At 66.2% G+C, this 21,287-nt stretch carries 25 protein-coding genes; 12 read left to right on the plus strand and 13 right to left on the minus strand.

From position 1 onward, the window contains the following. Window positions 1-19: 19 nt before the first annotated feature. From ACN0V4_RS06680 to ACN0V4_RS06710, 7 genes are all read right to left on the minus strand, one after another. The gene (locus tag ACN0V4_RS06680) at window positions 20-328 is read right to left on the minus strand and encodes a chorismate mutase (protein WP_417674281.1); all 309 of its coding nucleotides are present in this window, start codon (window positions 326-328) and stop codon (window positions 20-22) included. Continuing rightward, window positions 321-938 (minus strand): GNAT family N-acetyltransferase, encoded by a 618-nt coding sequence (locus ACN0V4_RS06685; RefSeq protein WP_417674283.1) that lies wholly within the window; start codon window positions 936-938, stop codon window positions 321-323. The genes ACN0V4_RS06680 and ACN0V4_RS06685 overlap by 8 nt, the downstream gene beginning before the upstream one ends. Beyond that, window positions 938-1,462 carry a GNAT family N-acetyltransferase gene (locus ACN0V4_RS06690; RefSeq protein WP_417674285.1) on the minus strand — a complete coding sequence of 175 codons (525 nt, stop codon included), beginning with the start codon at window positions 1,460-1,462 and terminating at the stop codon, window positions 938-940. Before ACN0V4_RS06690 ends, ACN0V4_RS06685 begins: the two co-directional genes overlap by 1 nt. Beyond that, entirely contained in the window at window positions 1,459-2,010 is a 552-nt protein-coding gene (locus ACN0V4_RS06695; protein ID WP_417674287.1) for a GNAT family N-acetyltransferase, read from the minus strand. Before ACN0V4_RS06695 ends, ACN0V4_RS06690 begins: the two co-directional genes overlap by 4 nt. Next, window positions 2,007-2,525, minus strand: coding sequence for a GNAT family N-acetyltransferase (locus ACN0V4_RS06700; protein WP_417674289.1), 519 nt, complete (start codon window positions 2,523-2,525; stop codon window positions 2,007-2,009). The genes ACN0V4_RS06695 and ACN0V4_RS06700 overlap by 4 nt, the downstream gene beginning before the upstream one ends. A 166-nt stretch (window positions 2,526-2,691) precedes the next feature. Then, on the minus strand, window positions 2,692-4,200 hold the full coding sequence (gene ffh, locus ACN0V4_RS06705) for a signal recognition particle protein (RefSeq protein ID WP_417674291.1): 1,509 nt from the start codon (window positions 4,198-4,200) through the stop codon (window positions 2,692-2,694). 356 nt (window positions 4,201-4,556) lie between these two features. Next, window positions 4,557-5,147: an FMN-dependent NADH-azoreductase gene (locus ACN0V4_RS06710; RefSeq protein WP_417674293.1), complete on the minus strand. Its 591-nt coding sequence runs from the start codon at window positions 5,145-5,147 to the stop codon at window positions 4,557-4,559. Between the two features lie 108 nt (window positions 5,148-5,255). Here ACN0V4_RS06710 and ACN0V4_RS06715 point away from each other — a divergent pair, with 108 nt between their 5' ends. Then, window positions 5,256-6,143 carry a LysR family transcriptional regulator gene (locus tag ACN0V4_RS06715; protein WP_417674295.1) on the plus strand — a complete coding sequence of 296 codons (888 nt, stop codon included), beginning with the start codon at window positions 5,256-5,258 and terminating at the stop codon, window positions 6,141-6,143. Then, window positions 6,140-7,057, plus strand: a complete 918-nt coding sequence (locus tag ACN0V4_RS06720; protein ID WP_417674297.1) for a DMT family transporter — start codon at window positions 6,140-6,142, stop codon at window positions 7,055-7,057. The genes ACN0V4_RS06715 and ACN0V4_RS06720 overlap by 4 nt, the downstream gene beginning before the upstream one ends. Here ACN0V4_RS06720 and ACN0V4_RS06725 read toward each other — a convergent pair. Then, window positions 7,054-7,413, minus strand: a complete 360-nt coding sequence (locus tag ACN0V4_RS06725; RefSeq protein ID WP_417674299.1) for an ArsR/SmtB family transcription factor — start codon at window positions 7,411-7,413, stop codon at window positions 7,054-7,056. The two genes, ACN0V4_RS06720 and ACN0V4_RS06725, sit on opposite strands and share 4 nt — an antisense overlap. A gap of 229 nt (window positions 7,414-7,642) precedes the next feature. Between ACN0V4_RS06725 and ACN0V4_RS06730 the strand changes: the two genes are divergently transcribed. The 5 genes from ACN0V4_RS06730 (at window position 7,643) to ACN0V4_RS06750 (ending at window position 10,269) form a co-directional block, all read left to right on the plus strand. Then, window positions 7,643-8,005, plus strand: a complete 363-nt coding sequence (locus ACN0V4_RS06730) for an AtpZ/AtpI family protein (RefSeq protein ID WP_417674301.1) — start codon at window positions 7,643-7,645, stop codon at window positions 8,003-8,005. A gap of 65 nt (window positions 8,006-8,070) precedes the next feature. Beyond that, window positions 8,071-8,778 carry a F0F1 ATP synthase subunit A gene (locus ACN0V4_RS06735; protein WP_417674842.1) on the plus strand — a complete coding sequence of 236 codons (708 nt, stop codon included), beginning with the start codon at window positions 8,071-8,073 and terminating at the stop codon, window positions 8,776-8,778. 57 nt (window positions 8,779-8,835) lie between these two features. Next, complete coding sequence (locus tag ACN0V4_RS06740; protein WP_417674303.1) at window positions 8,836-9,060, plus strand: F0F1 ATP synthase subunit C; 225 nt, start codon at window positions 8,836-8,838, stop codon at window positions 9,058-9,060. 95 nt (window positions 9,061-9,155) lie between these two features. Beyond that, the gene (locus tag ACN0V4_RS06745) at window positions 9,156-9,704 is read left to right on the plus strand and encodes a F0F1 ATP synthase subunit B' (RefSeq protein ID WP_417674305.1); all 549 of its coding nucleotides are present in this window, start codon (window positions 9,156-9,158) and stop codon (window positions 9,702-9,704) included. Between the two features lie 4 nt (window positions 9,705-9,708). Further along, window positions 9,709-10,269: a F0F1 ATP synthase subunit B gene (locus ACN0V4_RS06750; protein WP_417674307.1), complete on the plus strand. Its 561-nt coding sequence runs from the start codon at window positions 9,709-9,711 to the stop codon at window positions 10,267-10,269. A gap of 162 nt (window positions 10,270-10,431) precedes the next feature. On the opposite strand, the gene ACN0V4_RS06755 is transcribed toward ACN0V4_RS06750, so the two are convergent. Next, window positions 10,432-11,205 (minus strand): FadR/GntR family transcriptional regulator, encoded by a 774-nt coding sequence (locus tag ACN0V4_RS06755; protein ID WP_417674309.1) that lies wholly within the window; start codon window positions 11,203-11,205, stop codon window positions 10,432-10,434. A 119-nt stretch (window positions 11,206-11,324) separates the two neighbouring features. Between ACN0V4_RS06755 and ACN0V4_RS06760 the strand changes: the two genes are divergently transcribed. The 3 genes from ACN0V4_RS06760 to ACN0V4_RS06770 all read left to right on the plus strand — a co-directional run bounded on the left by ACN0V4_RS06760 (window position 11,325) and on the right by ACN0V4_RS06770 (window position 15,754). After that, window positions 11,325-11,759, plus strand: a complete 435-nt coding sequence (locus ACN0V4_RS06760) for a hypothetical protein (protein WP_417674311.1) — start codon at window positions 11,325-11,327, stop codon at window positions 11,757-11,759. Window positions 11,760-11,855: 96 nt separating this feature from the next. Continuing rightward, window positions 11,856-15,311 carry a chromosome segregation protein SMC gene (gene smc, locus ACN0V4_RS06765; protein ID WP_417674312.1) on the plus strand — a complete coding sequence of 1,152 codons (3,456 nt, stop codon included), beginning with the start codon at window positions 11,856-11,858 and terminating at the stop codon, window positions 15,309-15,311. A gap of 170 nt (window positions 15,312-15,481) precedes the next feature. Next, on the plus strand, window positions 15,482-15,754 hold the full coding sequence (locus ACN0V4_RS06770; RefSeq protein WP_417674314.1) for a hypothetical protein: 273 nt from the start codon (window positions 15,482-15,484) through the stop codon (window positions 15,752-15,754). A gap of 325 nt (window positions 15,755-16,079) precedes the next feature. Here ACN0V4_RS06770 and ACN0V4_RS06775 read toward each other — a convergent pair whose 3' ends face one another. Genes ACN0V4_RS06775 through cobD form a run of 3 tightly spaced genes read right to left on the minus strand, consistent with a single transcriptional unit; the run spans window position 16,080 to window position 19,153 of the window. Next, complete coding sequence (locus ACN0V4_RS06775) at window positions 16,080-17,249, minus strand: lytic murein transglycosylase (protein ID WP_417674316.1); 1,170 nt, start codon at window positions 17,247-17,249, stop codon at window positions 16,080-16,082. Window positions 17,250-17,276: 27 nt separating this feature from the next. Beyond that, window positions 17,277-18,197: an adenosylcobinamide-phosphate synthase CbiB gene (cbiB, locus tag ACN0V4_RS06780; RefSeq protein ID WP_417674318.1), complete on the minus strand. Its 921-nt coding sequence runs from the start codon at window positions 18,195-18,197 to the stop codon at window positions 17,277-17,279. Next, complete coding sequence (cobD, locus tag ACN0V4_RS06785; protein WP_417674320.1) at window positions 18,194-19,153, minus strand: threonine-phosphate decarboxylase CobD; 960 nt, start codon at window positions 19,151-19,153, stop codon at window positions 18,194-18,196. The genes cbiB and cobD overlap by 4 nt, the downstream gene beginning before the upstream one ends. A 188-nt stretch (window positions 19,154-19,341) precedes the next feature. On the opposite strand from cobD, the gene ACN0V4_RS06790 reads away from it, so the two are divergent. Continuing rightward, window positions 19,342-19,704, plus strand: a complete 363-nt coding sequence (locus ACN0V4_RS06790; RefSeq protein WP_417674322.1) for a response regulator transcription factor — start codon at window positions 19,342-19,344, stop codon at window positions 19,702-19,704. A gap of 9 nt (window positions 19,705-19,713) precedes the next feature. Here ACN0V4_RS06790 and ACN0V4_RS06795 read toward each other — a convergent pair whose 3' ends face one another. Continuing rightward, window positions 19,714-20,688 (minus strand): glutathione S-transferase family protein, encoded by a 975-nt coding sequence (locus tag ACN0V4_RS06795; protein WP_417674324.1) that lies wholly within the window; start codon window positions 20,686-20,688, stop codon window positions 19,714-19,716. 221 nt (window positions 20,689-20,909) lie between these two features. Here ACN0V4_RS06795 and ACN0V4_RS06800 point away from each other — a divergent pair, with 221 nt between their 5' ends. Then, complete coding sequence (locus ACN0V4_RS06800) at window positions 20,910-21,266, plus strand: hypothetical protein (RefSeq protein ID WP_417674326.1); 357 nt, start codon at window positions 20,910-20,912, stop codon at window positions 21,264-21,266. Window positions 21,267-21,287: the final 21 nt, after the last annotated feature.

Genomic DNA, 21,287 nt, shown 5'->3' on the forward strand with positions numbered 1-21,287 from the left:
TTGACCGGAGAGCTTCCGGTTATTCCTGGTGTTTCTTATGGTGGCGGATGACTTCCTCAATGATGAAATTGAGGAAAGCCTTGGCGAATTCTGGGTCCAGATCGGCCTTGATCGCCAGGTCTTCAAGCCGTGCGATCTGCTGCGCCTCGCGCGCGGGATCGGACGGGGGAAGGTCGTGTTCGGCCTTGAGCTTGCCGACGGATTGGGTGTGCTTGAACCGCTCGCCCAGGGTATAGACGAGGATCGCATCGAGCCGGTCGATGCTTTCGCGGTGCTCTTTCAGCAGGGCGGCGGCGCGGGTGGCGTCGGTCTGGGCGGCGTCAGTCAATGGGCCATCCTTTCGGTTTGAACAGCGGGTCGGCGTAATGGCCGATCTCCATTTCGATCCCATGGGCAAGCTGGCTGCCTGCCAGCGTGGCGGGGGAGGGGTGGCGATAGACCACGTCATTGCCGTCGACCGGGGTGGCCTCGGCATCCTTCACCGCGCCCAACCGTTCGGCCAGGCGGATCGAATCGAGGTTCTTGGGGTCGATATAGCTGACAGCCGTGTCCCAGCCGAGCGCGCCATAAAGGTATCCGCGCACCGCGTGGGTCGCCTCCAGCGCGATGCCGCGGCCTTCCTTGCCAGGCCAGATCACCCAGGCGATCTCGGCCTCGGGCCACATCGCGGGTTTCCAGCCGCCGGCCATGCCGCAGGTCTCGTCGGTGTCGCGGTCGTGGATCATCCACATGCCATAGCCGCGGATCTGCCAATGCCCGATCTCGGCGGCATAGAGCATCCAGGATTCGTAAGGATTCAACGGCCCGCCCATGAAACGGGCGCGATAGCTGGTGAAGGTCGCCTTGAAGTTCGGGTAATCCTGCGGCTCGGGCCCGCGCAGGATCAGGCGGCGGGTCTCGATCACCGGGATGGTGGAGGGGGCGAAGGACAGGGGCATCAGAGCGTCCCCAACTTCGGATGGCGCCAGACTTGGCAAGGGTGGCCCATGACTTCGCCGTCGCGCTCGACCTCGGCGCCCAGACGGGCGGCGAGCGCCTGCGAGCGTGCGTTGGCCGGGTCGATATAGGAGATCACCCCGTCGAGCCCGAACTGTGCCGCACCATAGGCGCGCGCCGCCAGCGCCGCCTCATGGGCCACACCCTTGCCTTCGGCGGCGGGGTAAACATGCCAACCCAGTTCCGGTTCGTCCCAGCCATAGGCGTTGATGAAGCCGACCCGGCCCAGCGGGCTGTCGTCGGTCTTGTCGGCGACCAGCCACATGCCATAGCCGCGCAGCGCCCAATGGCCGAGCGACGCGCTGAAGCCGCGCCAGGCAAAGGCGGGCTCTTGCGGGCCACCGATGAAACGGCTGCGGTCCGAGGCCATCAGCGCGGCATGGGCGGGAAAATCGCTTTCGCGCGGGGCGCGCAGGATCAGCCGGTCGGTCTCGATCACCGGGATGGGCAGGGTGAAGCCGGTCATGCGTAGGCCTCCATGCCGCCGTCGGTCAGCTCGTCCGGGCCGGGATGGCGCCAGATCTGCATCGGCCCGTGGCGTTCATGCACGAAATCGCCGTCATGCCGGGCGCCAAGCCGTTGCGCCACCTTGGCAGAGCCGACATTGGCGGGTTTCACCAGGCTGATCACCGTCGTCAGGCCCAGCACCGTATAGGCATAGCTGCGCGCCGCGGCGCCGGCCTCGGTGGCATAGCCCTTGCCTTCGTGGCCGTTGAACAGATCCCAGCCGATTTCCGTCTCGGGCCAGCCCTCGGGGTCGAACAGACCCACCATGCCGACCGCCTCGTCGCTGTCCTTCGTGGTCACGATCCAGCGACCGAAGCCCTTGAGCGTCCAATGGCCGATCTCCATCGCCAGCATGCGCCAGGCGCCTTCCGCCGTCAGCGGGCCACCGACGAAATCGGCGCGCGGGCTGGCGTAGAAGGCGGCGAAGGGGGCGATGTCCTGCGGGCCCGGCGCGCGCAGGATCAGCCGTTCGGTCTCGAGCGTCGGGATGGTCAGGCTATAGCTCATGCCAGCCCCCGCAAGTCATGGACGATCACCACATCGCCCGGATCCTCCCCCACGCCCTCGGGGTCGATCACGCCACCCAGGCGAAGGCCGAGCGCGATGGAGCGGTCATTGTTCGGGTCGATGATATTGGTGATCTGATCCCAGCCGAAGTTGCGGCGGGCCCAGAGCATGACGGCACGGGCAGCCTCGAGCGCGATGCCGCGGCCCTCGGCCTCGGGCACCACGAACCAGCCCAGTTCCGGGCCGGGATAGCCATCGGGTTCATAGATGCCGATCTCGCCCAGATAGGCGCCGGTTTCGCGGTCGTCGATGCCGAAGGGGCCATAGCCGCGCAGGTGCCAGATCGCCACGTCCGAGGCCCAGACCCGCCAGGCGGCGTCGCGCGACATGATCCCGCGTTCATAGCGGGCGCGTTCGGTGGCGAAGAATTCGGCCCAGCGTTCGAAGTCGGAAAGCTTCGGCGCGCGCAGGATCAGCCGATCGGTTTCCAGCGTCGGGATGGTGAAGGCGGTCATGCGCGCGCTCCCATCCGGGGCGCGCAAGCGTCCCGGTTCGCGCCCGACCCGCCCCCCAGGGCGGGCGCGAAATGCGCCCACCCTCGGGCCGGGCGCGACCCTGCGGTGTGCAGGATGCGCGCCAGGGCGTCGGGATCGCGGAAGAGAGCGGAAGACCGGGGCATCGTTACTTCTTCTTACCGAAACCGCTCAGCCCCGAGGGCAGGCCCATGCCGCCGCCAAGGCCCGGCAGTCCACCCGGCAGCTTGCCGCCAAGCTGTTTGGCCGCCGCTTCCAGCGCCTGCGGGTCCATCTGCGACGGGTCCATGCCGGCCGGCATGCCGCCCTTGCCGAACATGCCCGACAGCGCCTGTTTCAGCATCTTGCCTTTGCCCATCTTGCCGATCTTCTTCATCATGTCGCTCATCTGGCGATGCATCTTCAGAAGCTTGTTCAGATCGCTGACATCCATGCCGGCACCGGCGGCGATGCGTTTCTTGCGGCTGGCCTGCAGGATCTGCGGATTGGCGCGTTCCTTCTTGGTCATCGACTGGATCAGCGCGATCTGCCGCTTGATCACCTTGTCGTCGAAGCCGGCCTCTTCCACCTGCTTGGCCATCTTGGACATGCCGGGCATCATCGACATCATGCCTTCCATGCCGCCCATCTTGAGCATCTGCTCGAGCTGCATCTTCAGGTCGTTCATGCTGAACTGACCCTTGGCCATGCGGCGCATCATCTTTTCGGCCTGCTCGGCCTCGATGGTCTCCTGCGCCTTCTCGACCAGGGCGACGATATCGCCCATGCCGAGGATCCGGCCGGCGATCCGGTCGGGCTCGAAGGTTTCGAGCGCGTCCATCTTCTCGCCGAGACCCACGAAGCGGATCGGCTTGCCGGTGACCGCACGCATCGACAGGGCCGCGCCGCCGCGGCCGTCGCCGTCCATCCGGGTCAGCACGACGCCGGTGACGCCGATCTTGTCATCGAATTCGGTGGCGACATTGACCGCGTCCTGGCCGGTCAGACCATCGACGACCAGCAGGGTTTCGCGCGGCTTGACCACGTCGCGCACATCGGCGGCCTGCTGGATCAGCTCCTGATCAATGTGCAGCCGGCCCGCGGTGTCGAGCATATAGACATCATAGCCGCCAAGGCTCGCCTGGGTCTTGGCGCGTCTGGCGATGGCGACCGGATCCTCGCCCTTGACGATCGGCAGGGTGTCGACACCGATCTGGGCGCCGAGAATCTGCAACTGCTCCATGGCCGCCGGGCGGTTGGTGTCGAGCGAGGCCATCAGCACCCGCTTGCCCTCGCGATCCTTCAGCCGCTTGGCGAGCTTGGCGGTGGTGGTCGTCTTGCCCGAGCCCTGCAGACCGACCATCAGGATCGGCGCCGGCGGGGTGTCGATCTTCAGCTTGCCGGGATCACCCTCGCCGCGCAGCACGTCGACCAGCGCGTCATGGACGATCTTGACCACCTGCTGGCCGGGGGTGACGGATTTGGTCACCGCCTGGCCGGTGGCCTGGTCCTGCACCTTTTTGACGAAATCGCGGGCCACCGGCAGTGAGACGTCGGCCTCAAGCAGGGCGACGCGCACCTCGCGCAGGGCAGTCTTGACGTCCTCTTCGGAAAGCGCGCCCTGTTTGGTGAGCCGGTCGAAGACGCCGGAGAGGCGTTCGGATAGATTTTCAAACATGCCCTCGGCCTCCTATGCCGGTTTCCATGTGTCGCCCCCAAGGTAGGAGGTGACGGCTCGATTCACAAACACCCCGGGGATGGGGCAGGGACAATCCCAAACGATTTTGCCCCCACGGGCGACACTCGCTGGTGGGGGGCGATCCCGGCATGTGACCGGGACCGGAAGGCTTGTTGCTTCCGGATTTGGGTCAGGCGTTACGCGGTTTGCGGCGCTGAGTCAAGTTTTGCTGGGCAAAAGCTGGCCCCGGCACGATGGCCTCGTTGCCGGGAACGAAAATGGCGCGCCCCCGCAAGGAGGGCGCGCCGGTGTCGGGTCGCGGAGTGGTGGCGGGAGAGGCGCCCGACGGATCAGGGTCAGGCGGCCAGCGCGTCGACCTGGGCCTCGGCGGCCTTCAGCGTTGCCTCGGTGTCGAACACCAGTTGATCGGCATTGACGAATTGCACGTCGGTGATGCCGAAGAAGCCCAGCATGTGGCGCACCCAGCCCGAGGCGAAGTCGATCTCGGAGCCGAATTGGGTGCCGTCCGAGGTGAAGACGACGATGGCGCGCTTGCCCTTCAGCAGGCCTTCGGGGCCGGCTTCGGTGTATTGGAAGGTCTCGCCCTTGCGGGCCAGATGGTCGAACCACGACTTGAGCTGGCCCGGCACGCCGAAGTTATAGACCGGCAGGCCGATCAGCAGGACATCGGCGGCGCGGACTTCGGCCAGCAGCGCGTCGGAATAGGCAGCGATTTCGGACTGCGCGGCGTCGCGGCTTTCGGCCGGGGTGAAGATGGCGCCGATCCAGCTGCCGTCGATCGCCGGCACGCCGGCGGACAGATCGCGGGTCACGACTTCGGCGTCGGGATGGGCGGCGGTCAGTTTCGCCTGGGTCCGGTCCAGCAGCTTTTGCGAAACCGAAGCCTCGCCTTTGATCGAGCTGTCGATGCGAAGAATATTGGTCATTTCCGAAACTCCGGTTGGGCTGTGTTGGTTGCTTGCGACAGAGAGATACGCCTTGCGCCCGCGAACACAATTGAAGAGATTGAACAGGAATTGTGATCTGGTGCACACATGAAACTCGACAATTGGGATGAGATCCGGACTGCCTATCAGGTGGCCCGGATGGGGACCGTCAGCGGCGCGGCGGAGGTTCTGGGCGTTCATCACGCCACGGTGATCCGCCATATCGACGCGCTGGAAACCCGGCTGGGCGTCAAGCTGTTCCAGCGTCATGCCCGTGGCTATACCCCGACCGAGGCGGGGCAGGACCTGTTGCGGGTGGCGCAGGCCACCGACGACCAGTTCAGCCAGCTCATCGGTCGGCTCAAGGGGCATGGCGACGAGGTGACGGGGGAGCTGGTGGTGACCTCGCTCGCCTCGCTGTCGCCGCTGCTGGTGCCGGTGATGACGGAGTTCCAGCAGGCCCACCCCGGGCTGATCGTCCGGTTCCTGACCGGCGAACGCCTGTTCCGCCTGGAATATGGCGAGGCGCATGTCGCGGTGCGCGCCGGATCGGCGCCGAACCAGCCGGACAACGTGGTGCAGCGCTTTGCCGATCTGCCGATCGCGGTCTATGCCAGCAAATCCTATATCGCCGCCCACGGCCGGCCCGAAACGGTCGAGGATTTCGCCCACCACCGCTTTGTCGGCGATGATGACCCCGACACCCGGGCGCCCTTCTCGAAATGGATGCAGGCGCATATCCCGGCCGAGGCGGTGACCTTCCGCTGCAACAGCGGCGACGCGCTGCAAGAGGCGATCCTGGCCGGTGCCGGTATCGGTTTCATGGCGGTCTGGGAGGCCTCGCGCCATCCCGAGCTGGTGCAGGTGATGCCGCCGCAGCCGGATTGGTCCGGGGCGCTCTGGCTGGTGACCCATGTGGACCTGCATCGCACCAACAAGGTGCAGGCCTTCCTGCGGTTTCTCAAGGAGCATGCCCAGGGCTGGTGCCCGGAATGATCCGCCGGGCAGGGGTGCCGTCGCTGGCGCATCTGAGCCCGCGGGCCCAGGGTCATCTGGCGATGCTGACCTTCTCGGCGCTGGTGGCGGGGTCGTTCTCGCTCGGGTCGCAGGTGGCCAACCAGATCGCGCCGGCGGCGCTGAACGCGGCCCGCTTCGCCATCGCGGCGGTGGTGATCGGCACGCTTGCCGCCGCCACCGGCAAGCTGCGCCGCGAGGCCTTCGCGGCCCCCTGGCGCTATCTGCTGCTGGGCGGGTTGTTCGCCGCCTATTTCGTGCTGATGTTCGAGGGGCTGAAGACCGCCGCGCCGATCAGCGCCGCCGCCGTCTTCACCCTGACGCCGATCCTGGCCGGGCTGTTCGGCTGGTGGCTGTTGCGGCAGGTGACCACGCCGCGCATGGCGCTGGCGCTGGCCATCGGTGCCGCCGGGGCGCTCTGGGTGATCTTCGATGGTGACTGGCAGGTGGCGCAACGGTTCCACATCGGCAGGGGCGAGGCTATCTATTTCCTCGGCTGCATCGCCCATGCCGCCTATACGCCGATGGTGCGCAAGCTGAACCGGGGCGAGCCGGCGGTGATGTTTACCTTCGGCATGCTGTTGGCGGGCTTCCTGCTGCTGACGCTCTATGGCTGGTCGGATATCCGGGCCACGGATTGGGGCGCGCTGCAGCCGATCGTCTGGATCGGGCTGTTCTACCTGGCGATCTTCGCCAGCGCCGCCACTTTCGTGCTGCTGCAATTCGCGACGCTCAGGCTGCCCTCGGCCAAGGTGATGGCCTATACCTATCTCACCCCCTCCTGGGTGATCCTGTGGGAAATCGCCCTGGGCCATGGCGCGCCGAGCGGGCTGGTGCTGGTCGGTATCGTGCTGACGGTGGTGGCGCTGGTCCTGTTGCTGGAGCAGGACGGCTAGGCTCCGCGCGTCTCTTCCTTATCAAGGGGCTCCGATCCCGACAGTTCGATCTGCAGAAACCGTTCGAAGGCCTCCAGATTGACCGGTTCGAACTGGCCGAAGCTCTGCATCCAGACGCTGGCGGCGCGCAGCGCATCGGGTTCCAGCTTGCACCATTTCACCCGGCCGCGCCGCTCCTGGCTGATCAGCCCGGCGCGGGTCAGGATGGTCAGATGCTTGGAGATCGCCGCCAGCGACATCTCGAAGGGCTCGGCCACATCGGTCACCGCCATGTCGTCTTCCAGAAGCATGGTCAGGATCGCCCGCCGGGTCGGGTCGGCGAGGGCGGCAAAGACGGTGTCGAGAGGATCGGCCATGGGGCCCCCTAGCTGCGGCCGACGGCAATCGTCAACCTTTCGGTTGAATATGCCCTTTCGACCGATTTCGCGCCAGAGCCGGCAATGCCGCGCCGCGTCTCTATCTCTCTTCCCAAGAAAATACTTTATATAACATAGTGTTATGCGGTGATCTCCCGGGGGATTCTTGCGATTGACTCCTGCCCCCTCAGCCCTTAGCACCATCGCAACGACAGCGTGGGGACCATCGGTGACCGAGGACGACCAAAAGCAGCGCCTCGCGCGGCTTGAGGCGCGGCTCGCCGAGGCTCGGAAGGCTCAGGCGCCAAAGCCCCGCGTGGATGAACATTATTCCCAGGCGAACCTTGCCTGGCGGATGGTGATCGAACTTGTGGCCGGTCTCGGGATCGGTTTCAGCATCGGCTATGGGCTGGACAGCCTGTTCGGGACCATCCCGATCCTGCTGGTGACATTTACATTGCTGGGTCTGGCCGCGGGCGTGAAGACGATGCTGCGCAGCGCCAAGGAGATCCAGGAGAAGATCGAGGCCGAAGAGGTCTCGCGACAGACGAATGGGGCCGATAAGGCCGCGCGAGAGGACGAGAGGGACTGAACGTGGCAACCGAAGCGAATGGTGCAGAACACGCCGCCGAGACCGGCGGCCTGGTATTCCATCCGATGGATCAGTTCATCGTGAAGCCGCTGTTCGGTGGCGACACGATTGCCTGGTACACGCCGACCAACGTGACCCTGTGGATGGCGATCGCCGTCCTGGTGATCTTCGGCCTGCTGGTGATGGGCCCCTCGCGCCGCGCCATCGTTCCGACCCGGATGCAGTCGATCGCCGAGATGACCTATGGCTTCATCCACAAGATGGTCGAGGATATCTGCGGCAAGGAAGGGCTTAAGTTCTTCCCCTATGTGATGACGCTCTTCATGTTCATCGTCACCGCAAACTTTCTCGGGCTGGTCCCGATGTCCTTCACCCTGACCTCGCATTTCGCCGTCACCGTGGTGTTGGCGCTGCTTGTCTTCCTGACCGTGACGATCTACGGGTTCATCAAGAACGGCCCGGCCTTCCTGGGTCTCTTCTGGGTGTCGAGCGCGCCGCTTGGCCTGCGCCCCATCCTCGCCGTGATCGAGCTGATTTCCTACTTCGTCCGGCCCGTCAGCCACTCCATTCGTCTTGCCGGCAACCTGATGGCCGGTCACGCGGTGATCAAGGTCTTCGCCGGCTTCGCCGCCCTGACCCTGGTCAGCCCGGTGTCCATCCTGGCGATCACCGCGATGTACGGGCTGGAACTGCTGGTGGCCTTCGTTCAGGCCTATGTCTTCACCATTCTGACCTGCGTCTACCTCAAGGATGCGCTGCATCCGTCGCACTGACGCAGACCCGAACTTCATCCAAAGACTGACACACTTTCCATCGTAAGGAGATATCAAATGGAAGGCGATCTCGCACACATCGGCGCTGGCCTGGCTGGCATGGGTTCTGGCATCGCGGCTCTGGGTGTCGGCAACGTTGCTGCCAACTTCCTGGCTGGCGCGCTGCGCAACCCCTCGGCAGCGGCTTCGCAAACCGCCACCCTGTTCATCGGTATCGCATTCGCGGAAGCTCTGGGCATTTTCTCGTTCCTGGTTGCCCTGCTGCTGATGTTCGCCGTCTAACCCAACTTCGGAACATCTGATCCTTACGGTCGGGCGGTGCGGGGACGGAACCCGGCGCTGCCCGAGATGTAGGCTAAGTTCCTAAGGAGGACGACATGGCAACTGAGACACACGACGCTGCTGCCGACATGGCCCATGGCGCCGCTTCCGGCGCGACCGGCATGCCGCAGCTCGATTTTTCGAGCTTTCCGAACCAGATCTTCTGGCTGGCTGTCACGCTTGTCGTGATCTACCTTGTCCTGTCGCGGGTCGCGCTGCCCCGGATCGGCGGCATTCTTGCCGAACGGACCGGGACGATCACCAACGATCTGGCCGCGGCGGAAGACCTCAAGGCAAAGGCCGTCGAGGCCGAAGATGCATATAACAAGGCGCTGAACGAAGCGCGGGCCGAAGCGCAGCGGATCGCTGCCGAGGCGCGGGCCGAGATTCAGGTCGATCTGGATAACGCCATCGCCAAGGCCGATGCCGAAATCGCCGCCAAGACCGCCGAGTCGGAAAAGGCGATTTCCGAAATCCGTGCCGGTGCGATCGAGAGCATCCAGGCTGTCGCCAAGGATACCACCGCCGAGATCGTGACCGCACTGGGCTTCCAGGCCGATGCGGCCGCGGTTACCGAGGCTGTCACCGACCGGATGAAAGGATAAGAGGATGCGCAACCTTTCCGCTCTCATCCTGATGCTGGCAGGGACGAGCCCGGCTCTGGCGGCTTCCGGCCCGTTCATTTCGCTGCATAACACCAACTTCGTGGTGCTGGTGGCCTTCATCGTCTTCCTGGCGATCCTGGCCTACTTCAAGGTGCCGGCGATGATCGGCGGCCTGCTGGACAAGCGGGCCGAAGGGATCAAGGCCGAGCTTGATGAAGCCCGCGCCCTGCGCGAAGAGGCGCAGACGCTGCTGGCCTCTTACGAGCGCAAGCAGAAGGAAGTGCAGGCGCAGGCCGAACGGATCGTCGCCAATGCCCGTACCGACGCGATCGCTGCGGCAGAGCAGGCAAAGCTCGATCTGGAGAAATCCATCGCCCGCCGCATGATCACGGCCCGTGAGCAGATCGCTTCGGCCGAGGCCGCCGCGATCAAAGAGGTGCGCGATCAGGCGGTCACCATCGCCGTCGCCGCGGCTGATACGGTGATCCGCAAGCAGATGAGCGCTGCCGAAGCCAATGCGCTGATCGACGCCGCCATCGCCGACGTGGACGCCAAGCTGCACTGAGCCTCTGACACGGGGCCATGAAATCAGAGAACCCGGCCATCGTGCCGGGTTTTTTCATGTTCGGTCGGGCGGGGGCGCTGCCCCCATCGCCTGCGGCGATTCCCCCGGGATATTTTCAGCTAGAAAAAGGCCCATTCGCGGGGCGTGATGCGCGCGCCGCGATCAGCCCTTGCGGCTTTGATGGTCCAGCCGCAGCCGTGCGACGGCTTCGTTGCGATCGGCGCGGCGTTGGGTCGCCAGCGCTTCTTGCACATAGTCGAGATGCGCCTCGATCGCGGCGCGGGCGGCGTCGGGGGCGCGGGCCTGCAGGGCGTCGTTGATGGCGCGGTGCTGGTCGAGCAGGGCGGCGCGTGAAGTGCGCTGGCTGAACATCACCTTGCGATTGTAGAACACGCCCTGGCGCAGCAGGTCATACATCGAGCGCATCATGTGCAGCATCACCACATTATGGCTGGCGTCGATGATGGCAGAGTGGAACTGGGCGTCGAGTTGGGCCTCTTCCTCGGTGGCATTGGCGCGCGCCTGCGCTTGCTGCATGCGGTCGAAGATGGTCTGGATCACCCGCAGGTCGCTGTCCGATCCGAAGCGGGCGGCACGTTCGGCCGCCAGCCCTTCCATATCGCGGCGGAAGGACAGATAGTCGAAGACCGCCTCGTCATGAGTGGCGAAGAGCCGGGTCAGCGCCGGGGAGAAGGCAGAGCCGAGCACATCGGCCACGAAGATGCCCGAGCCGGCCTTGGTGGTCAGCAGCCCCTGGTCCTGCAGCTCGGCCACCGCCTCGCGCAGCGAGGGGCGCGACACGCCGAGCCGCGCGGCCAGATCGCGCTCCGCCGGCAAGCGTTCGCCAGGGCGCAGGATGCCACGCAGGATCAGCCCTTCGATCTGACGCACGACGGAGGAGGAGAGCTTTTCGGGCTGGACTTTCTGGAACGGCATGTGGCCTCTCCGGCAGGTTGTAGCGGTTATAGGGCGGGGGCGCGGGGGGCTCAACCGGGAACCCTCGGCGCGCGGCGTCACACAATATCTTGTTAACCTTGAGATGGCAGGCTGGTGCGATGAAACCCTGGCTGCCGATCCTTGTGCTGATGCTGGCGGGCTGCAACAGCCCCTCGCTCTATTTCCGCGGGGTGCCGGCGGCGCGGATTGCGGTCGATGGCTCGGTTTTCGATGTGCGGATCCGGGGAACATTGGCAGAGGCGATCCGGATCAATCCGCAATATGCGCCGCGCTTCGGGCCGATCCGGGCGCGGGCCGGGCTGGCGATGGAACTGATCAGTGGCTGCCCGGTCACGCGGGTATTGGGCGATCAGGCGCAGGCGACCGGCAAACTGGCCTGCCCGAAACCGCCGCAGCGCCCGGCGCGCGAGATTTGCCGGCGGCTGGGCATGGTTACCGGGCGCGATGGCTGGCGCTATCCGGCCTATGACTGCGGGCTGGGCCGGTCGAGCCAGGTGATCCAGGGTGGGAAGCCGTCAATATATTGGGGATAACCCGAAGCTCCCCGCCAGATGCAGCGGTGAGATGGTTGACTTGGCCAGGCCTGAGGGCGCAAATTTCCAGCTCAACGGAATCACGGTGGGCTGTTCTTGCGTTTTACCCGTCTCAGACTGACCGGCTTCAAAAGCTTCGTCGATCCGACCGACCTGGTCATTGCAGAAGGGCTGACCGGGGTGGTTGGGCCGAATGGTTGCGGCAAGTCGAACCTGCTTGAGGCGTTGCGCTGGGTGATGGGCGAAACCCGCGCCAAGGCGATGCGCGGCGAGGGAATGGAAGACGTGATCTTCGCCGGCGCCTCGTCGCGCCCGGCGCGGAACTTTGCCGAGGTGGCGCTGACCATCGACAATGCCGACCGGCTGGCGCCTTCGGGGTTCAACGATGCCGATTCGCTGGATGTGGTGCGACGGATCACCCGCGATGTCGGCTCGGCCTATAAGGCCAATGGCAAGGATGTGCGGGCGCGCGATATCCAGATGCTGTTCGCTGATGCCTCGACCGGGGCGCATTCGCCCTCGCTGGTGCGGCAGGGGCAGATTTCCGAACTGATCAACGCAAAGCCCACCGCGCGGCGGCGCATCCTGGAAGAGGCGGCGGGGATCTCCGGTCTCTATCAGCGCCGGCACGAGGCCGAGCTGAAGCTGCGTGGGGCGGAAACCAACCTGACCCGGGTCGACGACGTGCTGGAGCAGCTGGGCGGCCAGCTTGGCCAGCTTGCGCGCCAGGCGCGTCAGGCGGCGCGCTATCGCGAGATTGGCACGCAGCTGCGGCTGGCGGAGGGCATGTTGCTCTATCGGCGCTGGCGCGAGGCGGATGAGGCGCGGATTGCGGCCGAGGCGGTGCTGCGCGAGCGGGTGACCGGGGCGGCGCGGGCCGAGGCCGCGGCCGGGCAGGCCATTCGCGCCCGGGCCGAGGCGGATGAGGCGATGCCGCCGCTGCGCGAGGAAGAGGCGATCGCCGCGGCGGTGTTGCAGCGGCTGCAAGTGGAGCGCGATGCGCTGAACGATCAGGAGGCGCGGGCGCGCAAGACGATTGAAACCCTGGTGGCGCGGATCGACCAGCTTTCCCGCGACATCGAGCGCGAGGCCGGGCTGAACCGTGATGCCGGCGAGACGATCGAACGGCTGGACTGGGAACAGCGCGAGCTGGCCAAGGCCAGCGAAGGCCAGGCGGAGCGGCTGGCCGAGGCCTCGGAACTGGCGCATGAGGCCGCCTCGGTCCTGCAGGAGCGCGAGGAAAGCCTGGCGCAGATGACCGAGGACGTGGCCCGGTTGGCGGCGCGGCACCAGTCGGCGCAGCGTCTGCTGGATGACAGCCGCAAGACCTTGGCGCGGTCGGAGGCCGAGGAAGCGCGGGCGACCGAGGCGGTCGAGGCCGCCGAGGAGGCGGTGGAACAGGCGGAAGAGGCCTTTGACGCCGCCCGCGAAGCCGAGGAGGAGGCGCGCGAGGCCGCCGAAGCCGCCGAGGAGGCGCTGAACGCCGCCGAGGATCTGCGCGGCGAGACCCAGACGCGTGAAGCCGAGGCCCGCGCCCATCGCTCCGAGGCCGAGGGGGAGGCCGGGGGGCTCAGGGCCGAGACGGCGGCGCTGGCCAAGCTGGTGGCGCGCGATAGCGCCGAAGGCGGCCAGGTGATGGATCTGCTGCGGGTGACGCCCGGCTATGAAAAGGCGCTTGGCGCCGCGCTGGCCGATGATCTGCGGGCGCCGGTGGTGGGGGCAGATGGCCCCTCAGGTTGGACCCAATTGCCGGGCTATGATCAGGCCCAACCCTTGCCCCAGGGGGTTGCCGGCCTCTCTGATTATGTCACCGTGCCGGAAGTTCTGGCCCGCCGCATTGCCCAGATCGGGGTGATCAAGGCGGAGGAGGCGCCGCGGCTGCAGCCGTTGCTGAAGCCGGGCCAGCGGCTGGTGACGGTGGCGGGTGATCTCTGGCGCTGGGACGGGTTCCGCGCCTGGGCCGAGGATGCGCCCTCTGCCGCCGCGCTGCGGCTGGAGCAGTTGAACCGGCTCGAGGCGCTGCAGGAGGAGCTGGAGCAGCTTACCGCCCGGGCCGAGGCTGCGCGCGCGACCCATGAGGACCTGAGCCGCAAGCTGGCCGATGTGACCGAGGCCGACAAAGCCGCCCGCGCCGCCCGCCGTGCCGCCGATCAGCGGGTGGCTGACACCGCCCGCGCGCTGAGCCGGGCAGAGGCCGACAGGAACCTGTCTCGCGGCAAGCTGGAAAACCTCGGGCTGGCGGTGACCCGCCACAGGGAAGAGGCGATGGCCGCCCGTGCCCGGCTGCGCGAGGCCGAGGCCGGGATGGCTGAGCTGGGCGATCTCGACACTGCCCGCACCGGGGTGGAGGCGATCCGTCAGACGGTGGAGGCGGCGCGGATCACCATGCTGACCCGCCGGTCGTCGCATGACGAGCTGCGCCGCGAGGGCGAGGCGCGCACCCGCCGCTCGCAGGAGGTGGCCAAGGAGCTGAGCGGTTGGCGTCACCGGCTGGAGACCGCCGGCCGCCGCATCGCCGAGCTGGAGGAGCGCAAGGAAAGTTCGGAAGAGGAGCTGTTCGAGGCCCGCGCGGTGCCGGAACAGATCGCCGAGCGGCGCGAGGAACTGGCCGAACAGACCGAGAAGGCCGAGGAGCGCCGGGCGCGTGCGGCGGATGCGCTGGCGGCGGGCGAGGCGCGTCAGCGTGCGGCCATTCAGGCCGAACGCGATGCGGAACGCCATGCCTCCGACGCGCGGGAGGCCCGCGCCGCCGCCGAGGCACGCACCGAGGCGGCGCGGGAAACCGTCGCCGCCACCGCCGAGCGGATCGCGGAAGAGCTGGAGCAGACGCCCGAGCAGCTTGTCGCCAGTCTTGATGTGGCGCCTGACGAGATGCCGGCCGCCGACGTGCTCGAGGCGGATGTGAACCGCTACAAGCGCCAGCGCGAGGCGCTTGGCGCGGTCAACCTGCGGGCCGAGGAAGACGCCCGCGAGGTGCAGGAAGAATACGATACGCTGCTCACCGAAAAGACCGATCTGGAAGAGGCGATCAAGGCGCTGCGCGGCGGGATTGCCGGGCTGAACCGCGAGGGGCGCGAACGGTTGCTGACCGCCTTCGAGCAGGTGAACAGCAACTTCGCCCTGCTCTTCACCCATCTCTTCGGCGGGGGGGAGGCCAATCTGGTCATGGTCGAAAGCGACGATCCGCTGGAGGCCGGGCTTGAGATCATGTGCCAACCGCCGGGCAAGAAGCTGTCGACCCTGTCGCTGTTGTCGGGGGGCGAACAGACCCTGACCGCGCTGGCGCTGATCTTCGCCGTCTTCCTGGCGAACCCGGCACCGATCTGCGTGCTGGACGAGGTCGATGCGCCGCTCGACGATGCCAACGTGACCCGGTTCTGCGACCTGCTGGACGAGATGTGCCGCCGCACCGAAACCCGGTTCCTGATCATCACCCACCACGCCGTGACGATGAGCCGAATGGACCGGCTGTTCGGGGTGACCATGCAGGAGCAGGGGGTGAGCCAGTTGGTCTCGGTCGATCTGAAAAAGGCCGAACAACTGGTGGCGTGATCTGCCGCAGGATCAAGTTTTCGCTCGAATCTCCGCAGGTTATGGCGCTTTGATAGATCATGAACCGAAATCTTCTGGCGCTGTGTCTTGGCCTTTGCCTGTTGCCCGCGTGCCTTTCCGCGCAGGGCTGGGGGCTTGGGGGGCAGGCGCCCTGGCCCCTGACCTCTCCGATGCTGCCGCCCCTGCGGTTCTATGATCCGGAAAAGCCTTATATTGCACCCGACGGATCGGTGCGGCGCGGCTATGAGACCGAGGGGCTGATCTATGATGGGCGGACAGACTTCGGGTTTTTCGCACTGCGTCCTGGCGGCAAGATTTGCGTCGATCTTGGTGGCGTGAGCCAAGGCTGCGATGTCTATCTGCAGGGTGGGCAGATGCGCATGTTGCTGAGCGACGGGCAGGGCAGGCTGCCCTTCCGGTTTGAGTTGGGCGTCGGGAATTGAGCTTTTCCTGGGCCGTGGCGTAGTGCGCCGGTTTATGTCGGGTTAACCCTGTCTCATCTACCGTTCTCCGGTCGCGACATCTCGCGGCGGAAGGAGGTGAGGATCCTGACAGAAAACACCTATCGGAAGTGGATGGTGGTGATTGCGGTCGTGACCGTGGTGCTGACCGCCATTCGCCTCTGGCTCGACCATTGAGATCTGGCAAGAGAAAGGCCCTGCGGAGTGGCATCTCCGCAGGGCCAACTTTGGTGGTGGGTTTCTGACAGAAACCTATCGGATGTCCAGAATAGTGGGGATTCCTTCCCGAAAAGTAAAGTCTGCCGCCTCAAAGCCGGTTCAACAAGGCTGCCGTGGGCCAGGCATCGGCCGGCAGGCCCAGACGTTTCTGCTCCGCCTGAACCGCCGCGCGGGTGCCGGAGCCGAGGATGCCGTCGATCTTGCCGACGTCATAGCCGCGCGCCGCCAGCTTTTGTTGCAGCAGTTTCATCTGCGGCCCGTCGAGCCCCGGTTCCGGGGAGCCCGGATCATAGACCGCCGCGCCTTCCAGCCGATTGGCGAAATAGGCCGCCGTCAGAACATAGGTAAAGCTCTGGTTCCATTCGAAATAGACGTTGAAGTTCGGATAGGCGATGAAGGCCGGCCCCTTGCGCCCCTGCGGCAGGATGATCGAGGCGGGCAGGCTGCCCTGTGCCAGCTTGCCTTCGCGCGCGCGTACCCCGCGCTTGGCCCAGTCGGCCACCGTCAGGCTCTGGTCCGGGCCGGTCAGCGACCAGTCGAGATCGCCGGGCACGGAAACTTCCTGCAACCAGGGTTCCCCGGCGCGCCAGCCCAGATGCGACAGCATCTTGGCGCCCGACATCAGCGCGTCGGGGGCCGAGGTCTTCAGCCGCACGTGACCGTCGCCATCGCCGTCGACGCCGTTGATCAGGATGTCGCGTGGCAGCATCTGCACCATGCCGATCTCTCCCGCCCAGGCGCCGGTGGTGCGGGCGGGGTCGAAATCGCCATGTTCATAAAGGGTGAGCGCGGCGAAGATCTGCGGCCGGAACAGTTCGGGCCGGCGGCAGTCATGCGCCAGGGTGGTCAGCGCGTTCAGCGTGTTGAAGTCGCCCTGGAAGCCACCGAAGTCGGTCTCGAAGGCCCAGAAGGCCAATAGCACCCCGCGCGACACGCCATAGTCGCGTTCGATCCGCTTGAAGGTGGCATCGTATGTCCGCGCCATCTCGCGCCCCTTGTCGAGCCGCTGTTTCGAGATCAGCCGACGTGAGAAGTCAATGAAGGGCTTCTGGAACACCCCCTGCGCCCGGTCGGCCTGCAGCACCTTCGGATCCTGTTTGACGCTGCGGAAAAAGGCGTCGACGGTGGCCCTGTTGTGGCCGGCGGCGACGGCTTCGGTCTTCAGCCCCTCGACAAAGGCGGGAAACGATCCGCCGCATTGCGCATGGGCAGCCGGGACGCTCAGGCCAAGGGCGAAGAGGGCGAAGAGAAAACGCATGAAATCAATATCCTTTGTGACACGGGCTTAGAATAGCGGCAGCACCAGCGCGCAGGCAATCACAAGGCCGAGAGTGCCCAGCCACACCCGCCACAGCAGCCCCACGGCGGCGTCGATCTGGGCCGGAACGATCTGGTGACGGCCCTGGCCATTGACCCAGGGCAGATCGCGCAACGCACCGTGATAGCTGCGCGGTCCGGCCAGCGCCACGTTCAGCGCGCGGGCCATCGCGGCTTCGGGCCAGCCGGCGTTGGGGGATTTGTGGCGCCGGGCGTCATCGGCGATCTCGGACCAGCGCGACAGCTGTCCGGTCAGCGCCGCGATCAGCAGCCCGGTCAGCCGCGCCGGGATCAGGTTCAGCAGATCGTCGGCCCGGGCCGCGACCTTGCCGAATTCCTCGTACCGGGTATTGCGATAGCCGATCATGCTGTCGGCGGTGTTGATCGCCTTGTAGAGCATCAGGCCCGGCAGCCCGAGAAGCAGGAACCAGAAGGCCGGGGCGATCACCCCGTCGGAAAGGTTCTCGGCGGCGCTCTCGATGGCGGCGCGGGCGACCTGGGTTTCGCTCATCTGCGCGGTGTCGCGGCTGACGATGCGGGCGACCGTGGCGCGGCCCTGCGGCAGCGACAGCCGCAGCCCGCGGGCGACGGCGGCGACGTGATCGGCGAGCGACCGTTGCGCCAGAAGGATGGCGGCACCGAGGATCTCGACGACCCAGCCCAGCCGGCTCAGCATCTCGCCTAGGGTCAGCGCGCCGAGCGCGAGGATGGCGGCGGCCAGCGCCCCCTTCAGCACCTTCGCGCCGCCCCGGTTCAGCAGCCGGTCAAGGAACGAGACCGCGCGCCCCATCAGCACGGCCGGGTGCGGCAGCCGGGACCAGAGCCAGTTCGGTTCGCCCAGAAAGGCGTCGATCACCATGGCAAAGGCGAGCATCGCGGCGGTGCTCACAGCGCCGACTCCAGCTGATCCCAGCGATCCGCAGGGGGGAGGCCAAGGCGGAGATAGGTGTCTGAATAGGGAAAAATGCGGCTCCAGACATGGGCGCGGGCCAGCCGGTCCTGCCAGCGGGCGGCATGATCGACGTGGTAGAGGCGGAAGAGGTCCGTGCCCCCCGCGACCTCGGCGCCGCGCGCCCGCATCAGCATATCGAGCCGCCGCGCAGCCGCCGCCAGCCGGGCGCGGGTGGCGTTGGCCCAGTCCTGATCGTCCAGCGCCAGGGCGCCGACCCGCAGCGCCGGGCCGGAGACCGCCCATGGTCCGGTCAGCTCGGTAAGCCGGGCGATGGTTTCGGGCTGGGCGATGGCGAAGCCCAGCCGGAGGCCGGCCAACCCCCAGAACTTGCCAAAGCTTTTCAGCACCACCCGCCCGGGTTGGTCGGTGAGGGAGATCAGGCTCTGTTCCGGGCAGATGTCGCAGAAACTCTCGTCGATCACGGTCAGCGGGGCCTCCGCCTCCGCCGCTTGCCACAGTCGCCCGTCGGGGTTGTTCGGATGCACGATCACCCGGGCTTCGGCCGGCCCAGCTTGGACCACCTGCCAGCCCTGCGCGGCGAAGGCGGCGGCATGTTCGTTATAGGTGGGCGGGGCGATCCGCACCCGGCCGGGTGTGGCCAGCGCCGGCATCCGCGCGATCAGGACAGAGGCGCCGGGCGCCGGCAGCACGGCGGCCCCGTCGGGCACCTGCCAGAACCGGCGGGCGGCGGCGATCAGCCGGTCTTGCGCGCCACGGTCGGGCAGGGCGGCCCAGTCTTCCGGCGTGAAGCCGGGCAGCGGGTAGGGCGTGGGGTTGATGCCGGTCGACAGGTCGATCCAGTCGCGTCGCGCCCCGCCGTATTGCGCGATGGCGGCATCCAGTCCACCGCCGTGATCGCGGGGCGGGGCTGAGGGCGAAGAGGAATAGGACATGTCAGTCGGCCAATGTCAGAAGCGGTTCAGCCCGCTTGAACCGGATCTGAGAGGGCGACACAAGCACCCGCCGTACCACAACCGTTGGGCGACTTGGAGCTGGCCGAGAAACTTGATAGGGTATCAGTATTGACCTACGGTGTGGATTGTTGCGCAATTCTTGACAATAGAGGCGTGCCGGGCAGGACATGAGGATATTGATCGTCGAAAGCGATCCGGAGCTGGGTCAGCTCTGGGCGCGACACTTGCAAAGGCAGGGCGGGGAGCTTCGCCGGGTGGCGACGCAGGAGGCTGCGATTCTCGAATTGCAGAGCCGGCATTTCGATATCATCGTGCTCGACCTGGTGCTGGAGGGCGGCAGCGCTCTGGCCGTGGCCGATTTCGCCAGTTTCCGCAGCCCGGAGACGCGGGTGATCTTTGTCACCGACACCACGTTCTTTTCGGACGGGTCGATCTTTGCCCATAGCGCCAATGCCTGCGCCTATGTCCAGAGCAATACCCCGCCCGAGGATCTGGCGGCCATCGTGGAACATTACGCCGGCGCGCGGTGAGGAGGGGCGCTATCCCCGCCCGTGCGCTGCCCCGAAGTCCGGCGTCGTCAGGACCGGGATGATCCGGTTCGGATTGATGGTCGGATGGCTATAGTAATAGTGGCGCACGATATGGTTGATCCCCACCGTTTCCGCCACGCCCGGCCATTGGAACAGCTCGCGCGTATAGGCCCAGAGGTTGGGGTGATCGGCGATCCGCGCCCGGCTGCATTTGAAATGGTGGTGATAGACCATGTCGAACCGCACCAGGGTGGTGAACAGCCGCCAGTCGGCCTCGGTCACCTGCTCGCCCATCAGATAGCGGTTGCGGCTCAGCCGGTCTTCCAGCCAGGCCAGGCTGTCGAACAACGGTGCCTCGGCGGCCTCATAGGCGTCTTGTGTGGTGGCGAAACCACATTTGTAGACGCCGTTGTTCACCGTGTCATAGATGCGCGCGTTGACCGCCTCGATCTCCTCCCGCCGGGCTTCGGGCCAGTAGTCATCGGTATTGCCGGTGATCCCGTCGAAGGCGGAATTGAACATGCGGATGATCTCGGAGCTTTCGTTCGAGACGATGGTGTCTGTCTTCTTGTCCCAGAGGATCGGCACCGTCACCCGGCCGCTGTAATCGGGCTTGGCGCGGGTATAGAGTTGATGCGCGTAGTCGAGCCCATGGAGCCGGTCACCGGTGGCGCCGTGATCGTCGGTCTCGAAGCTCCAGCCCTGGCCCAGCATGTCGGGATGCACCACCGAGACGTCGATGTGGTCCGCCAGCCCCTTCAGCGCGCGGAAGATCAGGGTGCGGTGGGCCCAGGGGCAGGCCAGGCTGACATAAAGGTGATAGCGCCCCGATTCGGCGGCGAAGCCACCACGGCCCGATGGGCCGGCGCTGCCGTCCGGGGTGATCCAGTTGCGAAAGGCGGCGGCAGAGCGTTCGAACCGCCCGCCGGTGGTTTTGGTGTCGTACCAGACATCGCTCCAGACGCCGTCGATCAGCATACCCATCGTGTTCCCCTTCCTCTATGCATCGACACCTAGAGGCTGCAGGCGTGCGGGCCTAGAAAAACCTGCGCGCAGGCCCTCTGCACCGCTGCACAACTGGCCGGAAACCGGCGGTCGGGCAGCGGCGATTTTACGTCACACTTCTGCCGAAACTTTGGGCTAGGCTTGATTTTATGCCGAGTTGGCGCAGGCTTAGACACAGAGCATCCCGGGAGGAGCAGACCATGACGACCTATCTGTCGAAAGAGCTGAGCGAAGGGCTGGCCGCCGCGCGTCTGGCCGGTCTGAAAAAGGCGAGCCGCCTGCGGGTTCTGGCGGATGACAGCTTTTATCCGGTGCTGCGGATGTGGAAGGACGGGTTTTCCGTCGAGGCGTCAGAGGCCGCGCATCTGCGTGGGCTGGTCGATCTCTATGAAGGGTCGCGCCATCTCTATCAGTGTCTGATCGTCGCCGCCGAGGAAGAGGGCGGCGAGATGCGGTTCGACTTCAAGCGCCACACCGCGGCAAGCGAGACGCCGCCGCTGGTCGATTACAGTCGAGAGCCCGACGCGCCCGCCGCGCTTCTGGTGCGGCCGGAGTGATTGCGGCCGGCGCGCGCTGTC

The sequence above is a fragment of the Pseudodonghicola sp. genome, assembly GCF_048268305.1.
In the GTDB taxonomy this organism is placed as follows: Bacteria; Pseudomonadota; Alphaproteobacteria; order Rhodobacterales; family Rhodobacteraceae; genus Pseudodonghicola.

What these genes read in the sequence shown, in the direction of transcription:
- ACN0V4_RS06685 (WP_417674283.1), bottom strand. Translation starts at nt 938, where the DNA reads ATGCCCCTGTCCTTCGCCCCCTCCACCATCCCGGTGATCGAGACCCGC.
- ACN0V4_RS06690 (WP_417674285.1), bottom strand. Translation starts at nt 1,462, where the DNA reads ATGACCGGCTTCACCCTGCCCATCCCGGTGATCGAGACCGACCGGCTG.
- ACN0V4_RS06695 (WP_417674287.1), bottom strand. Translation starts at nt 2,010, where the DNA reads ATGAGCTATAGCCTGACCATCCCGACGCTCGAGACCGAACGGCTGATC.
- ACN0V4_RS06700 (WP_417674289.1), bottom strand. Translation starts at nt 2,525, where the DNA reads ATGACCGCCTTCACCATCCCGACGCTGGAAACCGATCGGCTGATCCTG.
- ffh (WP_417674291.1), bottom strand. Translation starts at nt 4,200, where the DNA reads ATGTTTGAAAATCTATCCGAACGCCTCTCCGGCGTCTTCGACCGGCTC.
- ACN0V4_RS06710 (WP_417674293.1), bottom strand. Translation starts at nt 5,147, where the DNA reads ATGACCAATATTCTTCGCATCGACAGCTCGATCAAAGGCGAGGCTTCG.
- ACN0V4_RS06715 (WP_417674295.1), top strand. Translation starts at nt 5,256, where the DNA reads ATGAAACTCGACAATTGGGATGAGATCCGGACTGCCTATCAGGTGGCC.
- ACN0V4_RS06720 (WP_417674297.1), top strand. Translation starts at nt 6,140, where the DNA reads ATGATCCGCCGGGCAGGGGTGCCGTCGCTGGCGCATCTGAGCCCGCGG.
- ACN0V4_RS06725 (WP_417674299.1), bottom strand. Translation starts at nt 7,413, where the DNA reads ATGGCCGATCCTCTCGACACCGTCTTTGCCGCCCTCGCCGACCCGACC.
- ACN0V4_RS06735 (WP_417674842.1), top strand. Translation starts at nt 8,071, where the DNA reads ATGGATCAGTTCATCGTGAAGCCGCTGTTCGGTGGCGACACGATTGCC.
- ACN0V4_RS06740 (WP_417674303.1), top strand. Translation starts at nt 8,836, where the DNA reads ATGGAAGGCGATCTCGCACACATCGGCGCTGGCCTGGCTGGCATGGGT.
- ACN0V4_RS06745 (WP_417674305.1), top strand. Translation starts at nt 9,156, where the DNA reads ATGGCAACTGAGACACACGACGCTGCTGCCGACATGGCCCATGGCGCC.
- ACN0V4_RS06750 (WP_417674307.1), top strand. Translation starts at nt 9,709, where the DNA reads ATGCGCAACCTTTCCGCTCTCATCCTGATGCTGGCAGGGACGAGCCCG.
- ACN0V4_RS06755 (WP_417674309.1), bottom strand. Translation starts at nt 11,205, where the DNA reads ATGCCGTTCCAGAAAGTCCAGCCCGAAAAGCTCTCCTCCTCCGTCGTG.
- ACN0V4_RS06760 (WP_417674311.1), top strand. Translation starts at nt 11,325, where the DNA reads ATGAAACCCTGGCTGCCGATCCTTGTGCTGATGCTGGCGGGCTGCAAC.
- ACN0V4_RS06770 (WP_417674314.1), top strand. Translation starts at nt 15,482, where the DNA reads ATGCTGCCGCCCCTGCGGTTCTATGATCCGGAAAAGCCTTATATTGCA.
- ACN0V4_RS06775 (WP_417674316.1), bottom strand. Translation starts at nt 17,249, where the DNA reads ATGCGTTTTCTCTTCGCCCTCTTCGCCCTTGGCCTGAGCGTCCCGGCT.
- cobD (WP_417674320.1), bottom strand. Translation starts at nt 19,153, where the DNA reads ATGTCCTATTCCTCTTCGCCCTCAGCCCCGCCCCGCGATCACGGCGGT.
- ACN0V4_RS06790 (WP_417674322.1), top strand. Translation starts at nt 19,342, where the DNA reads ATGAGGATATTGATCGTCGAAAGCGATCCGGAGCTGGGTCAGCTCTGG.
- ACN0V4_RS06795 (WP_417674324.1), bottom strand. Translation starts at nt 20,688, where the DNA reads ATGGGTATGCTGATCGACGGCGTCTGGAGCGATGTCTGGTACGACACC.
- ACN0V4_RS06800 (WP_417674326.1), top strand. Translation starts at nt 20,910, where the DNA reads ATGACGACCTATCTGTCGAAAGAGCTGAGCGAAGGGCTGGCCGCCGCG.